At 72.4% G+C, this 15,255-nt stretch carries 12 protein-coding genes; 6 read left to right on the forward strand and 6 right to left on the reverse strand.

The window, feature by feature from the left end; genetic code table 11:
* Positions 1–141 precede the first annotated feature (141 nt).
* A complete protein-coding gene (locus ACH4S7_RS02405) occupies positions 142–1,842 on the reverse strand; it encodes an HtaA domain-containing protein (RefSeq protein WP_398519169.1) in 1,701 nt (566 codons plus the stop codon).
* A 23-nt stretch (positions 1,843–1,865) separates the two neighbouring features.
* Positions 1,866–3,287, reverse strand: a complete 1,422-nt coding sequence (locus ACH4S7_RS02410) for an HtaA domain-containing protein (RefSeq protein WP_398519170.1) — start codon at positions 3,285–3,287, stop codon at positions 1,866–1,868.
* 255 nt (positions 3,288–3,542) lie between these two features.
* Here ACH4S7_RS02410 and ACH4S7_RS02415 point away from each other — a divergent pair, with 255 nt between their 5' ends.
* The 4 genes from ACH4S7_RS02415 to ACH4S7_RS02430 all read left to right on the forward strand — a co-directional run bounded on the left by ACH4S7_RS02415 (position 3,543) and on the right by ACH4S7_RS02430 (position 8,226).
* The gene (locus ACH4S7_RS02415; RefSeq protein ID WP_398519171.1) at positions 3,543–4,541 is read left to right on the forward strand and encodes a hemin ABC transporter substrate-binding protein; all 999 of its coding nucleotides are present in this window, start codon (positions 3,543–3,545) and stop codon (positions 4,539–4,541) included.
* A 362-nt stretch (positions 4,542–4,903) separates the two neighbouring features.
* Positions 4,904–5,950: a FecCD family ABC transporter permease gene (locus ACH4S7_RS02420; RefSeq protein WP_398520004.1), complete on the forward strand. Its 1,047-nt coding sequence runs from the start codon at positions 4,904–4,906 to the stop codon at positions 5,948–5,950.
* The gene (locus tag ACH4S7_RS02425; protein ID WP_398519172.1) at positions 5,947–6,777 is read left to right on the forward strand and encodes a heme ABC transporter ATP-binding protein; all 831 of its coding nucleotides are present in this window, start codon (positions 5,947–5,949) and stop codon (positions 6,775–6,777) included. The genes ACH4S7_RS02420 and ACH4S7_RS02425 overlap by 4 nt, the downstream gene beginning before the upstream one ends.
* A 486-nt stretch (positions 6,778–7,263) precedes the next feature.
* Positions 7,264–8,226, forward strand: coding sequence for a hypothetical protein (locus ACH4S7_RS02430; protein ID WP_398520005.1), 963 nt, complete (start codon positions 7,264–7,266; stop codon positions 8,224–8,226).
* Positions 8,227–8,310: 84 nt separating this feature from the next.
* Here ACH4S7_RS02430 and ACH4S7_RS02435 read toward each other — a convergent pair whose 3' ends face one another.
* On the reverse strand, positions 8,311–9,099 hold the full coding sequence (locus tag ACH4S7_RS02435) for a bifunctional DNA primase/polymerase (RefSeq protein ID WP_398519173.1): 789 nt from the start codon (positions 9,097–9,099) through the stop codon (positions 8,311–8,313).
* A 206-nt stretch (positions 9,100–9,305) separates the two neighbouring features.
* Positions 9,306–9,920: a TetR/AcrR family transcriptional regulator gene (locus ACH4S7_RS02440; RefSeq protein ID WP_398519174.1), complete on the reverse strand. Its 615-nt coding sequence runs from the start codon at positions 9,918–9,920 to the stop codon at positions 9,306–9,308.
* 325 nt (positions 9,921–10,245) lie between these two features.
* Between ACH4S7_RS02440 and ddaH the strand changes: the two genes are divergently transcribed.
* Positions 10,246–11,070: a dimethylargininase gene (ddaH, locus tag ACH4S7_RS02445; RefSeq protein ID WP_398519175.1), complete on the forward strand. Its 825-nt coding sequence runs from the start codon at positions 10,246–10,248 to the stop codon at positions 11,068–11,070.
* Between the two features lie 12 nt (positions 11,071–11,082).
* Here the strand turns inward: ddaH and ACH4S7_RS02450 are convergent, their stop codons facing one another.
* Positions 11,083–12,144 (reverse strand): small ribosomal subunit Rsm22 family protein, encoded by a 1,062-nt coding sequence (locus ACH4S7_RS02450; protein ID WP_398519176.1) that lies wholly within the window; start codon positions 12,142–12,144, stop codon positions 11,083–11,085.
* A gap of 235 nt (positions 12,145–12,379) precedes the next feature.
* Here ACH4S7_RS02450 and ACH4S7_RS02455 point away from each other — a divergent pair, with 235 nt between their 5' ends.
* On the forward strand, positions 12,380–13,729 hold the full coding sequence (locus ACH4S7_RS02455; RefSeq protein ID WP_398519177.1) for a hypothetical protein: 1,350 nt from the start codon (positions 12,380–12,382) through the stop codon (positions 13,727–13,729).
* 134 nt (positions 13,730–13,863) lie between these two features.
* On the opposite strand, the gene ACH4S7_RS02460 is transcribed toward ACH4S7_RS02455, so the two are convergent.
* Complete coding sequence (locus tag ACH4S7_RS02460; protein ID WP_398519178.1) at positions 13,864–15,201, reverse strand: Bcr/CflA family multidrug efflux MFS transporter; 1,338 nt, start codon at positions 15,199–15,201, stop codon at positions 13,864–13,866.
* Between the last annotated feature and the right edge of the window lie 54 nt (positions 15,202–15,255).

Below are 15,255 nucleotides of genomic sequence, written 5' to 3' on the forward strand. Positions count from 1 at the left end.
AGGACGGCGCGCCCCCGGCGCGGCGGGACCGGCCGAGCAGCGCGCCCGTACGACGGCAGGGCCGGTCCGACGCGGGTGGCGTCGGACCGGCCCTGCCATCAGGGTCGTACGGGATGTACAGGACGTACGGGACCGCTCCGGTCAGAACTCGGTGGTGGCCCCACGGCGGCGGACCGCGAAGACCACACCGGCGCCGGCCGCGGCGATGCCCGCCGATGCGGCGAGCAGCGCGGTCGTGGGGAGGCCGGCGCCGGTGGAGGCGAGTGCGCCGCCGACCGAGCCATCGGCGGGGCCGCCGACGGAGCCGGTCGTACCGCCCACCGAACCGCCGCCCACGGAGCCGCTACCCAGCGAACCGCCGCCGACGGTGCCGCCGACCGAGCCGCCCGTGGTGCCACCGTTGGTCGAGCCGCCCGTGGTGCCGCCGTTGGTACCGCCTGTGGTGCCACCGGTGCCTCCGGGCGGCAGGGGGACGCCCTTGTCGAGGGCCGCCGCGACCGTGACGGCGTCGAGGGGCTCCCCCAGGTCGTACTGGTTCTCGAACACCTTGCGGCCTTCGGCGGTCAGCGTGCCCGGTACGGCGGTCAGCTTCACCGTCTTGTTCACGGGCTTGAGCGCCCCGGCCGGCAGGCTCAGCGAGCCGAACGCGACGTCGTTGTAGTTGAGGGGCTTGCCCGTGTCCTTGCTCTTGGTGTTGACGTCCACATAGAGCGTGCCCTTGGTGCCGGTCGCCTTGACCTTGATGTCGCTCAGCTTGAGGTCGAGACCGTAGACGCCCTGGCTGAGGTGGCCGAGGAAGCGGACGCTGCCGTCGAAGGAGACCGAGAGGGAGTCCTTGGCGGCGTCGTAGCTGCCCTTGCCCTTGGGGAAGCGGTAGCCCTCGCCGGACTTCACCGCGCCACCGGCCAGTTCGGCCTTGCCCTTGGCGAAGTTGCCGACGACGTACTCCCGGAAGCGCTTCATCACGCCCCAGTCGAGATTGCCGTCGACGATCGCGCCGTTCACGGCGGCGTCGGGCTCCTTGACCGGGTCCTTCTCGGGCTCCTTGACCGGGTCCTTCTCAGGATCCTTGCCCGGCTCCTTCCCCGGGTCCTTCTCGGGCTCCTTCTCAGGATCCTTGTTGGGGTCCTTCTCCGGGTCCTTCTCCGGGTCCTTACCGGGGTCCGTCTCCGGGTCCTTGCCCGGGTCGGGCCGGCCGCCGCCATCCGCCTTCACGGAGAGCGTCGCGGTGTCCAGCACCTCGCCCTCCGGGTAGTTGAGGACCGGCCCGCCCTCGGCGGTGATCGACGCCGGGATGGCGCTGAAGACCATCGCGCCGCCCTCGCCCCCGCCCCGGGTGGCCTTCGTCATATCGAGCGCGGCGATGGCGAGATCGGGGTGGAGCTCGCCGTCGAGCGTGACATCGGCGGTGATGCTGCCGCTCGTCCGGTTGGTGACCATCTTCACATCGGCGAACTCCATCGTGAAGTGCGCCGAGTTGAACAGCACGCTGCCCTGGAAGGCCGTACTCGTGCCGTGCGACTTGGTGTCGTAGGTGCCGGTGCCGCCCGTGAAGGTGAAGGGCCCGTTGTCGGGCGCCTGCTTCGCGCCGTCGGCGACGCTGATGTTCTTCGCCTTCACATACTTGCGGAAGGTTCCCTTGAAGCCCCACTCCAGCGTGCCGTCCTTCAGCCCGATGGTGGTCGCCCCCGCCGCCGATGAAGTGGCCTGGTCGGCCGTGGCGCCGGCGGCAGCCGGTGAACTCGCGGCGGCGACCGCGGGGAGGGCGAGCGCGGTTGCTCCGAACGCGGCCGCGGTGGCCGCCGCCGCGGCGATGCTCAGGGAACGACGGTTGGCTGTCATGGTGGCTACTCCTTCAGTCCGGATCAGTTCGGGGTCGTACGGCGACGGCGTACGACGAAGAGGGCGACGGCGGCGGCAGCGGCGAGGACACCGGCGCCCGCGGCCACGTAGACCCAGGTGGGAACGGTCGAGTCCGACGAGTCGGCGGCGGGTGCCACGGCGGACGCGGACTCGGCCTTCGGCTCGGACTGCGCCGGGCTCGGCGCCGGCTTGACGTCACTGCCCAGATCGGGAAGGGCGGGAAGCTGCGCCGCCTTGTCCACGGCGACGGCGAGCGAGACCGGGTCCATCACGGTGCCCGCCTTGTACATCGAGCCGAACGCCTTGGCGCCGCCCGCGGTGAGGGTGGCCGGGGCCTCCGTGAGGGCCGCGAGACCGTTCTTGGGGGTGAAGTCCTTGGCGACGAAGGTGACCAGGGGGACCGCCTTCTCGGTGCGGCCGGCGGCGGTCACATCGGCGCTCAGCGTGCCCAGGCCGGCCGCCACCCGGGTGGTGACCCGGCCCAGCGTGAGGTCGAGGTGCTCGCCGGTGAAGCGCACGGACCCGGCGAAGGAGGCGTTCAGGGTCTGGGTCTTCGCGTCGTAGGTGCCCTTGCCCTGCGGGAAGCGGAAGAGGGCTCCGCCGTCCTGGGCCCCGCCGGAGAGGGTCCACTGGCCCTGGGCGATGGAACCGGTCACGTACTCCCGGAAGGTGCGGCGCACCCCCCAGTCGACGGCGGCGTTCTGGAGCACTCCGGCGGCGCGCGGGGGCTGTGCCGTGACCGGGGGCTTGGCCGCGGGCGGCTGGGGCTTGTTCGGCTGCGGCTTCTGCGGCGCCTGCGCGGCCGCGAGGTCGACGTTCAGGCTGATCGGGTCGAGGGGCGTGCCCGCGGTGTAGAACCCGGCGAAGGCGGCGGCGCCCTGGGAGGTGAGCGTGGCGGGGATGTTGGTGAGGCCGATGGGCCCCGAGCCGCCGCGCATGTTGATGCCGGAGAGGTTGAGCGTGCCGAAGGCGACCTGGTTGTACGTGGTGACCTTGCCGGTGCTCCGGGCCTTGCTCACCATGTCCACGTGGAGGGTGCCCCGACCGCCGGAGATCTTGACGGTCGGGCGGCTGAGTGAGAGGTCCAGCTCATGGGTGCCGTCGGGCTTGCGGTGGCCGGTGAAGTGGACGCCACCGGAGAAGCGCGCCTCGAAGGCGCCGGTGCCCGGGTCGTACGAGCCCTGGGCGGAGTGGAAGCGGTAGTTGCTGCCGCCGACCGTGGCCGCGCCCGCCGTGAGCCGGTAGTTGCCGTTGGCGATGGGGCCGGTGATGTACTTCTGGAAGGAGGACTTCAGTCCCCAGTCGAGTCTGCCGCCCTGGACCGTGCGTTCCGCCGCATGGGCGGCACCGGCTGGGAGCAGCGCCCCGAGCACGGCCGCGAGGAGCGCGACGGCGAACGCGCGGGCCGGTCTGAACGGCAGCATGAGTTCCCTCCGAGGGGTGCGGCGGTCTGGCAGAGCGAGGTAAGGCTAACCTAAGCTGTGTCCACCCTGTACCGGTAGCCCCCCGCATTCCGCTTTTGCCTCCGGTGCCGGACTCGGTGCCGGGTTCCGGCCACCGAAACCACCACGGGAATTGACCATGGGGGGACGCCCCCGTACGACATGCCACAGAACGACAGGACGGTGCCCTCGGTGCTCTCACAGGCCACGACGCGCTCGGTGCGCAGAATTCGCCTGATGGGCGCGGCCCTTACCGCGCTCACCGTCACCCTGGTGGCGACCGGCTGCGGCGGTGATTCCGCTTCGCCCGCCGCCAAGGGTCGGACCGCCGCCACCGGCGCCGCCGCCGACCGGGTCGAGCCGCTGGCGAAGACGCCGGTGCCCGAGCTGCCGGTGACCGTGCCGTCGGCGGACGGGCGGCAGGTCACCATCGCGTCGACCGACCGGATCGTGCCGCTGACCGGATCGCTGAACGAGCTGGTCTTCACCCTCGGGCTCGGGAAGAAGGTGGTGGCGCGCGATGTCACCGCCACCTTCGAACAGGCCAAGGATCTGCCGGTGGTGACCCGGGGACACGATGTGTCGGCCGAGAGCGTGCTCTCGCTGAAGCCGACCGTCGTCCTCGCCGAGACCGCGTCGGGACCTGCTGAATCCATTCAGCAGATACGTGACGCGGGCATTCCGCTGGTGGTCGTGACGACGGCGAAGAGTCTGTCCGATGTCGGCACCCGGATCGACGCGGTGGCCGCAGCGCTGGGCGTGAAGGCGGCGGGCACCGAGTTGAAGACGCGTACGGAGGCACGCATCGCGGCGGTCCAGAAGGACATCCCGGCGCAGGCCACCGAGGGGAAGAAGCCGCGGGTCGCGTTCCTGTATCTGCGCGGCACGGCGTCGGTGTACCTCCTCGGCGGGCGCGAGTCGGGTGCGGCGTCCCTGCTGGAGGCGGCGGGCGCGGTGGACGCGGGCAAGGAGTCCGGTCTGGAGAAGGACTTCACCGCCATCACCAGCGAAGCGCTCGCGAAGGCGGCGCCCGACGCGATCCTGGTGATGTCGAAGGGCCTGGACTCGGTCGGCGGCATCGACGGTCTGGTCAAGATCCCCGGTGTGGCGCAGACCCCGGCCGGGATGGACCGCAGGGTGGTGTCGATCCCGGACGGCGTGATGCTGAACTACGGGCCCCGGACCGACGAGGTGTTGCAGTCACTGGTCGACCAGCTCTACGCGGGCGGTAAGTGACCATGTCGATCTCCACCCGGCCCCAGCCGGGGGCGACGCCCCCGGAACGGCCGACCCCCGGAACCGCGACCGACCCGACGGACGAGACGGAAACCACCGGAGCCACGGACGCCACCGGAGCCCCGAAGGCCACCAAGGCCACAGAAGGCACGGAGCCGACCAGGACCACTGAACAGCCGAAGCCGCCCCCCGCGCCGCAGCCGACCCAACCCCCTGAACCCGGCGAACCGGCCGGCCTCACCGAACCGGCCGCCGAGCGACCCCCCGTCGCCGCGCCCCGGCTCAGCAAGGACCCCGCACCCGCGGCCACCCCCCGTACCGCAGTCGCGAAGCAGACCACCGCACCCCGCACCACCCCCGTCGTGGAACCGCCCCGACGCCCCCGCTCCACCGCCTACCTCCTCACCGCCTCGCTCCTCGGCGCCCTCTTCCTCGTCACCCTCGTCTCCGCCGGCTACGGCGCCTATGACATCCCCCTCGGCGATGTCATCGCCTCCGCCCAGCACCGGATGGGACTCGGCGGTCAGGCCCTGGACCGCGTCGGCGAGAGCGTCCTGTGGAACGTCCGGCTCCCCCGGGTCGTCCTCGCCCTGCTCGTCGGCGCCTCCCTCGGCTGCGCCGGAGCCCTCATGCAGGGCGTCTTCGGCAACCCGCTCGCCGAACCGGGCATCATCGGCATCTCCGCCGGCGCGGCCGTCGGCGCCGTCGCCTCGATCGCCTTCGGGCTCAGCTTCTTCGGCAACTGGACCATCACCGCCTGCGCCTTCGTCGCCGGGCTCCTGACCGTGACACTCGTCTACGTGCTCTCCCGCTCCGGCGGCAAGAGCGAGGTCGTCACCCTCATCCTCACCGGTATCGCCGTCAACGCCTTCGCGGGCGCCCTGATCGGCCTGTTCATCTTCTTCGCCGACAACGCGCAGATCACCCAGATCACGTTCTGGCAGCTCGGCTCACTCTCCCAGGCGACCTGGCCGAAGGTGCTCGCCGTGCTGCCGTGCACCGTCCTCGGTCTGCTGCTCGCGCCGCTGTACGCGCGCAAGCTCGATCTGCTCGCCCTCGGTGAGCGGCCGGCCCGCCATCTCGGTGTCGATGTGGAACGGCTCCGGCTCGTCCTCATCCTCGTCGTCGCGCTGCTCACCGCCGCCGCGGTCGCCGTCGCCGGCATCATCACCTTCGTCGGACTGCTCGTCCCGCATCTGCTGCGGATGGCGAACGGCCCCGGCCACCGTTTCCTCGTCCCCGGCTCGGCGCTCGGCGGCGCGCTGGTGCTGGCCGTCGGCGATCTCGCCGCGCGGACGATCGCCGAGCCCGCCGAGCTTCCGCTCGGGGTGCTCACCGCACTCTTCGGCAGCCCCTTCTTCTTCTGGCTGCTGCGCAGGACCCGTCGTAAGCAGGGTGGTTGGGCATGATCAGTCTCTTCGGCAACCGACGGCGGCAACTGCCCGCCCGACCCGCACCCGGCACCGTACTCGCCGAGGTCGAGGGGCTCCATGTCCGGCTCGGCGGCCGGGCGGTCCTCGCCGGTATCGAACTGTCGGCCCGCGCGGGTGAGGTGCTGGCCCTGGTGGGACCCAACGGAGCCGGAAAGTCGACACTGTTCGGCGCCCTCGCCGCCGATCTCCCCGCCGACCGCGGCTCGGTGCGGATCTCCGGCCGCCCGGCCCGCGAGTGGAGCGCCGCCGAACTCGCCCTGCGCCGGGCGGTGCTGCCGCAGACCGCCGTGCTCTCCTTCCCCTTCCCGGTGGCCGAGGTCGTACGGATGGGTCGCGCACCCTGGGCCGGCACCGAGTTGGAGGACGACGACGATCTCGCCGTCGCCGAGGCGATGGCGGCCACCGAGACCACCGAGTTCGGCGACCGGCCGTTCTCCGCGCTCTCCGGGGGCGAACGCGCCCGGGTCGCCCTCGCCCGGGTGCTGGCCCAGCGCGTCCCGCTACTGCTCCTCGACGAGCCGACCGCCGCGCTCGATCTGCGCCACCAGGAACTGGTACTCCGCCTCTGCCGCGAGCGGGCGGCGGCCGGGGACGGTGTCGTCGTCGTCCTGCACGACCTCGGCCTCGCCGCGGCCTACGCAGACCGGGTCGCCGTGCTGCACGAGGGCCGGTTGGCGGCGGAGGGGGAGCCCACCGAGATCTTCCGTGATGAGCTGCTCAGCCAGGTCTACCGACAGCCGGTCGAGGTGTTCCCGCATCCGCGCTCCGGCGCGCCCGTGGTGCTCCCCCGCCGCACGGACTGACCCTCCCCGGCGCCTCCCACCGGGGGGCGCCGGGCTCTCCTCTCACCGGGATTCCGGCCGGCCGGTGGCCGGGCTCTGATCTCATGGCCCTGCCACCGGCCCTGCCATGCCCCCCGCCCACCCGGCTGACGCCCGCCGTTCAGAACGCGGCCTCCGGCTTCGGACTTCCCGCCTCCGACGTCCAGCCGCCGACCTCCGACTTAGCCGGGCCCCCGCCGGGCGCACCCGCCGATGAGGCGTTCGACGTCAGTGGCGCCCTCCCCCCGGACAGTTGGTACGGGACGGTCGTGTACGGCGTGCTCCATCTCTCGCCGGGGCCGACCGTCCTCCAGATCGCGGTGTGGGCGCTGTACGCGATCCCCGGGGCCGCGCTGTTCCGCACCCCGGTAGGCTTCGGCCGGTCACCGTGCGGCGAGGAGAAGACGACCGATGAGAAGGCCGATTCGGGTGAGAGGGCAGCACCGGGGCAGCCGGTCGACGGGCCTCATGATGGTGACGGCCGTGGCGGTCCTGGCCCTGACGGCGAGCGGCTGTGTGACCGTGCACGGGGAGCGGGAACTCGTCCCGGCGGCGACCGCGGCCGAGGCGGCCGAAGCGTTGAAGGGGTTCACCGACGCGTACAACGCCGCCGACAAGGCGTACGATCCCGCGCTGGACGCGGGCCGGGTCGCCGGCGCCCTCGGCGCGATCAACCAGGCCGGTATCAAGGCGCGTAGCGTCAACTACCCCGACGGCAATCCGCAGCATGTGCCGCTGCGGCTGACCGACGCCCGGTTCACGATCCCGAAGAAGGCGGGCTGGCCGCGGTTCTTCCTCGCCGACGTCGACTCCAACCGTGACGCGGACGCCGGCGCCCAGGACAACCGCTGGGTGCTGGTCTTTCTGCGCAACGGGCCGGCGCACACCTGGAAGGCCGGCTATCTGACGATCCTCTCGCCCGACCGCATCCCCGCTCTGAAGACCGACAAGAACGGCCACGCGGAGTCCGTCGCCCCGAACAGCACCGCGCTGACCCGGGCCCCGCGCGATCTGGGCGAGGACTACACCGCATATCTGCGGACCGGGGAACCGGAGTACTTCGCCGACGGCCCGCACACCTCCGGCTGGCGCGACTCGCGCCGCAAGGCGGCGAATCGGCCCGGCAAGTCCACGCAGTACATCGACCAGCCGCTGGACACCGGGGAGTACGCGCCGCTGGGGCTGACCACCGAGGACGGTGGGGCGCTGGTCTTCTTCACCGTACGGAATTTCGAACGGGAGACCGCGGCCAAGGGGGTGACCCTGACGGTCCACCCGGATGTGAAGGCCCTGCTGACGGGTGCGGTCACGTCCTCGCTGACGAAGGAGCGGATCTCCAGCCAGGCCGTGGTGATACCGCCCGTCGGCGACGGCGGAAAGGTCGATGTGCTCGGCAGGCTGACCGGGCTGACCTCGGCGAAGGGGTCCTAGGCCGGAGCGCACCCCGGCCCCACACCCCGGCGTTCAGGCCGGATGCGGACCGAGCCACCAGCCCGGTCCGGTCACCGCGGGTGCTCAGCGGCGGCCCATCGGCCACGCCGTCTGGTGCCGCTCCTCGTCCAGCGCCTCATTGGCCTCGACCTCGCCGGCATACCGCGCGCAGGCGTCCGTCAGGGTCTCCAGCAGCGTCAGCGGATCCGGCAGCGGCAGCTCGGGGCCGCGCACCCAGTACACCTCGTGGTCACCGGGGAGTCGGGCGGGCGGTACCAGGACGTAGCTGCCCCGGCAGTGCCAGCGGAGCCCGGGGTGCTCGTCCATGGTCTCGGGACGGCAGTCCAGCTCACAGGGCCACCACTCGTCCTCGTCCTCCGGGGTGCCGCGGGTGGCGGTGAAGAACAGCGTCCGCCCCGCCTCGCCCTCGCCGGTGGACTCGGCGACCGGGCCGACCTCGATGCCCTGCTCCAGCAGCCGGTCCAGGGCGGCGCGCCCGGCGTCCAGTGGCACATCGAGCACATCGTGGACCATGCCGGTGGCGGTGATGAAGTTGGCCTGCGGCTGACCCTGCGCCCAGCGCAGGATCTGCGAGCGGTCGGTGGTGGACTGCGTCTGCCAGGCGAAGGAGACGGGGTGCCGGCCGGGGGTGGGACAGCCGATGCGGTCACAGGAACATCGGTACGAGACCGGGTGGGCAGCGGGCGCCAGGGGCATACCCGCCGAGGCGACGGCGAGAAGGAGATCCTCACGGCTGGAGTCGGCCGCGCCGGGGTCGATGTCCTTGGGGCGGCGGCGCAGCCACTGGGGCAGCCGGCTCTCCCAGGAGAGCCCGTTCTCCGTGCCGCGGAAGCGGCCTTTACCGTCGCCCATCTATCCCCTCACAGCTCACGCTCGCCCCACGTGGTCTCTACCATCGTCGCACCATCCTGCGCCGTAGGTGGCCACAGTTTCCAACCGGGGGTCGGTCGCGGGGGTCGCCCGGGGCAGTCTTGGCCCGCTCTTGGCCCGCTCATGGGGCGCTCCCGGCACCGCGCGGAACCCCTCGGGAGGGGGCTCCCTCCGGGCGGCGGGGCGGCTCAGGAGCGGGGCGGCTCGGTCGCCAGCCCGTGCAGGGCGTAGTCGACGAGGGTGTCGGCGTAGTCGTGGGTGAGCGGCAGGGTCCGCAGCAGCCAGCGGTGGGTGAGCGGCCCGACGAAGAGTTCGAGGGCGATCCGGAGGTCGAGCCCCGGCCGCAGCCCGCCCGCCTCCTCGGCGGCGCGCAGCCGCCGCGCGTAGAGCTGGAGCGACGGGTCGAGGAGCTTCTCCACGAACTGCGCTCCCAGGGCCGGATCGACCACGCCCTCGGCGGCGAGCGCGCGGGTGGGCCCGTCGTAGGCGGGGTTGTTCATCTCGTCCACGGTGGCGCGCAGCACCAGCTTGAGGTCGGCGGCCAGATCGCCGGTGTCGGGGATCTCGGTCTCGTCCCCGGCCGCCTGGCCGGCGAGGTCGAGATACGCCTCCAGGAGGACGGCGGCCTTGGAGGGCCACCAGCGGTAGATGGTCTGCTTGCCGACTCCGGCGCGGGCGGCGATGCCCTCGATGGTGGTACGGGCGTAGCCGACCTCGGCGACGAGCGCGAGTGCGGCTTCGTAGATCGCGTGGCGGGAGCGGTCGCTGCGGCGGCTGGAGTCGGGTGCCTTGGTGTCGGTCATGGCACTCAATCTACCAACCGAGAACCGAGACGTATCGTCTCGACATTTGATCGATCACACGGTGATCACTCGCCCACCCGCACCGAACCACCCGCACCGCCCTCGCCCCACCGAACCACCCGCACCGGTCGTCCCGCGCCGAACGGACCCGGACACACCGGATATATCGAACAGGCCATCGGCGCCCTGCCCCGAAACGGCCGGATTCCAACGAAAGGAACACCACACGACCGACCCCGGACACAACCGGGCCCTTGGCCGCACCATGGCTGAACACACGCAGACCGCGTGCACCACCGTCGTACTCGCATGTGAGGAGCCCTCATTGCGCTCATCGCTTCGTGACGCGTCGCCGCGCCGCTATCTGATGTGCCCACCCGCGCACTTCAGAGTGACGTACTCCATCAACCCATGGATGGATCCGGCGAAACCGATCGATCTCCCGCTGGCCATGGCCCAGTGGGAGGACCTGCGCGACCGCTACCGCGCCCTGGGCCACACCGTGGAACTGCTGACCCCCCGGCCCGATCTGCCCGATATGGTCTACGCCGCCAACGGCGCGACCGTGATCGACGGCCGGGTACTCCTCGCCCGGTTCGCCCACCGGGAACGGGAGGCCGAGGCCGCCGCCCACCGCGACTGGTTCCGCTCGGCCGGCTTCCCCGTCGTCCAGGAACCGACCCATATCAACGAGGGCGAGGGCGACTTCGCCGTCACCGCCTCCTACGTCCTGGCCGGTCGGGGCTTCCGCTCCAGCCCGCTCTCGCACGGCGAGGCACAGGAATTCTTCGGCCGGCCGGTGATCGGCCTGGACCTGGTCGATCCGCGCTACTACCACCTCGACACGGCGCTCTCCGTCCTGGACGACGCGGCGGACGACGTCATGTACTACCCCGGCGCCTTCTCGCCGGGCAGCCGCGCGGTCCTCGCCCGGCTCTTCCCCGACGCCCTGATCACCGGGGAGCCGGACGCCGCCGCACTCGGGCTGAACGCGGTCAGCGACGGCCGCCATGTGCTGCTCCCGCAGGCGGCGGTGGGGCTGTTCGAACCGCTGCGGGACCGGGGCTACGAGCCGATCGGGATGGACCTCGGGGAACTCCTGAAGGGGGGCGGCAGCGTGAAGTGCTGTACGCAGGAACTACGCGCCTGAGCCGCTCCGTTCCTACGGTGCGGGGTGGGACGGCCACGAGTCGCCCCACTCCGCGTCACGGGCCTCCTTGTACACGGCCCCCTGCCGCTTGGTGACGGTGGCGCGGGTCAGGGTCTCCTCCGTCCCACAGAGGTCCAGCAGGACCAGGCCCTTGCGGAGCTGCGGCTTGCGGACGACCCGGGCGGTGACGGGGCGCACCGGGAATCTGGTGGCCACGACATAGCTGAACTTCTCGTCCTCGTACGGCAGCGAGCCGCCCTTCACCTGGCGGTGCAGTGAGGAACGGCTGACCCGGGCCGAGAAGTGGCACCAGTCCGTGCCGGGGACGATGGGGCAGGGGGCGCTGTGCGGGCAGGGCGCGGCGACGGTGAGACCGGCCGCGATCAGCCGGTCACGGGCCTCGATGATCCGCAGATAGCCGTCGGGGGTGCCGGGTTCCACGATGACCACGGCCCGCGCCGCACGCGCGGCCTCGGTGACGACGGCGGCGCGGTCCGCCTCGGTCAACTCCTTGAGGACGTACGACACGGTGACGAGGTCGGCGTCGTCGATGCGGATGGCCGCGCTGATCCGCGAGCGCTCCCAGCGGGCGGCGCGCAGCGCGGGCGCGCCGGACGCGACGGCCAGCTCCCGCCCGAGGGCGAGCGCGGGCTCGGCCCAGTCGAGCACGGTGGTCCGTGGTCCCGGGCCGTCCCCCGCGCCCTCCCGCTCCGGTCGTTCCCCCTGCTGCTCCCCGGGCGGGCTCTCGTCGTGCCAAGCCTCGGCGACGGCCCAGCTCGCCGCGCCCGTACCGCCGCCGATGTCGGTGTGGGTGGCCGGTACCCAGTCGGGTGCCGCGTCCCGCAGGGCGCCGAGCGCGGACCGTACCGCCTCGAAGGTCGCGGGCATCCGGTACGCGGCGTACGCGACGACGTCCGACCGGTCCCGCAGTACGGGGGCGTCGGTCGGGGTGGTCCCCCGGTAGTTGGCGATCAGCCGGTCGACGGCCCGGGCGGCCTGGGTGGGCGGCAGCCCGTCGAGCAGACCGGCGAGGGCGGCGCGCAGGGATTCCGCGCTGGGGAGGGTGGCGTTCACCGAGAAATTCTAGGCCCTCACGGGCGGGGGCTGACGCGTCCTGCCCCGGGGCCCGGGGGTCGGGGAGCATGTGCCCGGCCCCGGGGGCGCGTTGCTACGCTGACCGCCTCCGCCGCACACGGAACGTGATCACACGGAACGTGCGCAGGCGGACGTCAGCACGTGGAGGGGCGGCCCGGTCACCGGACCCGGCCGGGGGCTCACGAGGGGGATTCATGAGACCACCGAGGGGCGCATGAGACAGCGAGTCGCACGGCTGGCCCTGACGGCGGGTGCCACCGTACTGGCGGCGCTCCTGTTGCTCACCATGTGCGGCACGGCCGGGGATGACGGTGAGGACGGCGCATCCGGCTCCACGCCACGCGCCGCGACCGGCACCGCCGCGCCGCCCCTCACCCGGCTCGCCGTCCCCGGCGGGTACCAGCCCCGGCCGAGGTGGGAGCTCCCCGACGCCTCGCTCGGGTACGCAATCGCGCCGGCCAGCGGCCGTATCGCCCAGTTGGAACGCGTCGGGCCGGGCCGCTTCCGGCTGCGCGCCTTCGATATCGCCTCCGGCCGTCCCGTCTGGACGGGCCGCCCCTGGCATCCCCCGGCCTCGGCCGACCGCCGCTCGGGTCCGGGGGCCGCCGTCCCCCGGCTGCTCTCCGTCGCCAAGGACGGCCGGGAGTATCTGGTGGTCTGGTCGTTCGGCACGGCGGGCGGCGACGATGTGCTCACGGCCACCGAGACCTTCGTCGTGCTCGATGTGTACGACGTCGAGACCGGCGGCCGGCAGCGGACCGAACTGCCCTGGCCCACTCCGCCGACCGTCTCCGGCACCGGCCCGGGAATCCTCGTCGGCGACGGCCGCACCCGTAACGCCGTCGTCGATCCGGCGACCGGTGAGGTGACCCGGGTGCCGGAGACCGCGCTCGCCCACCCCAAGGGCTGTGCGGGCTGCCGTCGGCTGACCGAGGTGCGCGGGGTCACCGCGAAGGGGCTGCTGCTCAGCGGCGAGACGGGCTTCTGGGTACGGGGCGGCTGGTACAGCGGGAACACCGCCCCGGCCGGCACCGACCGCGCGTCCGGGGTGCCGACCGCCGTGGCACCGGGCCGACTGCTGGCCAAGTGGCGTCTCGCGAAGGGGCGGAAGGACGCCCCCACGCATGAGGTCTGGGCGGTGCACGACACCGCGTCGGGGAAGCCGCTGGTGCAGACGCGCTGCCAGAAGCCGGCCATCGAACCGGGCGAGCACCCCCGGGCGGTGCTCTCGCCCGGGGGCGGTCATCTCGTGGCGGGGAATCTCGTCTTCGACCTCCAGCGCCGCAAGGGGCGGTGCGTCGAGCCGGCGGGCGACTCCCGGCCGCTGACCCTGACCTCGGTGACCGACACGGGCACCGCCTACGGCGCGATCGGCGCCCGGAACGCGCCGGACGCGCTCGCGGGCGGCGGCGTCCCGGTGGAGCTGGGTCCGGGCTCGGCGACGCCCCGGCCGCTGGGTCCGACGGTGCGGCTGCCGGGCGCCGAGGCGGCGGGGGTGGGCGTCTTCGGCTGGACGGACACGAAGGACCGGCTGCGGCTGCTGGGGCATCCGCGCCGGAAGTGACCACCGCGCCCTCCCATGTCGGAGGTGGCCGGAGGTGACCATCGGCAGGACCGGTGCGGCCCCGGTGCCACCCCGGAACCCGTGTGCCGAAGGGTGCCTGCGACGACCGTGGGGTCACTCCCCCGTACGCCGTACTAGATCACCGCGCCCGCGCGGCGCTGCCACGGACGGCAGAGCCCCAGGAAGCAGCCGATCGCCGTCAGCGCGCACACCAACTGCACCACGGCCATCGGCACGGCGGTCGCCTCCCCCGCGATGCCAACGATGGGTGAGGCGACCGCCCCGATCAGGAACGACGACGTCCCGAGCAGCGCGGAGGCGGAACCGGCCGCGTGCGGGGTCCGGTTGAGGGCCATGGCGTTGGTGTTGGGCGTGACCAGACCCATCGCGGCCATCAGCACGAAGAGCCCGGTGGCCACGGCGAACAGATTCGCCTCACCGAAGGCGCCGGAGGTCATCAGCAACAGCGCGGTCCCGGCCAGCGCGAGGATGATCAGTCCGACGCCGAGCACCTTGTCCAGACCGACCCGGCCGACCAGGATCCGGCCGTTGATCTGCCCGACGGCGATGAGCCCCACGGAGTTGATGCCGAAGAGGAGGCTGAAGACCTGTGGGGACGCACCGTAGATCTCCTGGACCACGAAGGGCGAAGCCGCGATGTAGGCGAAGAGCGCGGCGAAGGCGAGCCCCCCGGTGAGCATGTACCCGGCGAAGACGCGGTCGGCCAGGAGTCCCCGCATAGTACGGAGGGCCTCGCCGACCCCGCCGACGTGCCGCCGCTCCGGGGCGAGGGTCTCGGGCAGCCACTTCACCACCACCAGGGTCAGCAGCACCCCGACACCGGCGAGGACGATGAAGATGCCGCGCCAGTCGGTCAGCCGCAGTACCTGGGCGCCGATGACGGGCGCGATGATCGGGGCGGCGCCGGAGATCAGCATCAGGGTGGAGAAGAACCGGGCCATCTCCACGCCCTCGTACAGGTCCCGGACGACGGCCCGTGCGATGACGATGCCCGCAGCGCCCGCGAGCCCCTGGAGCAGCCGGAAGCCGATGAGCAGTTCGACGGTGGGCGCGAAGGCGCAGATCGCGGTGGCGACGATGTACACGACCATGCCGGCGAGCAGCGGGCGGCGGCGGCCCCACCGGTCGCTCATCGGGCCGACGACGAGCTGTCCGAGCGCCATGCCCAACAGACAGGCGGTGAGGGTGAGCTGGACGGTGGCGGCGGGCGATGCGAGGGATTCGGTGACGGCGGGGAGCGCCGGGAGATACATGTCCATGGAGAGCGGCGGGAGCGCGGTGAGCCCGCCCAGGACGAGAGTGAAGAGGAGTCCGGCCCGCCGCGCGGCGACGATCCCGGTGCCGGACGAGGGTCCGGCCGTCGGCACGGGGGCCGGGAGGGAAGTCGGAGCGGGGGTCCGGTCGGGTATGTGTACTTCTGTACTGGCTCGGCCGCTCTCCGGCTTCGACATCAGATCTCCATATCGTTGAATCCTTTCCTATGCTCTCAGCTCGGGGAACACCTG

The sequence above is a fragment of the Streptomyces sp. NPDC020965 genome (genome assembly GCF_044333555.1).
GTDB lineage: Bacteria > Actinomycetota > Actinomycetes > Streptomycetales > Streptomycetaceae > Streptomyces.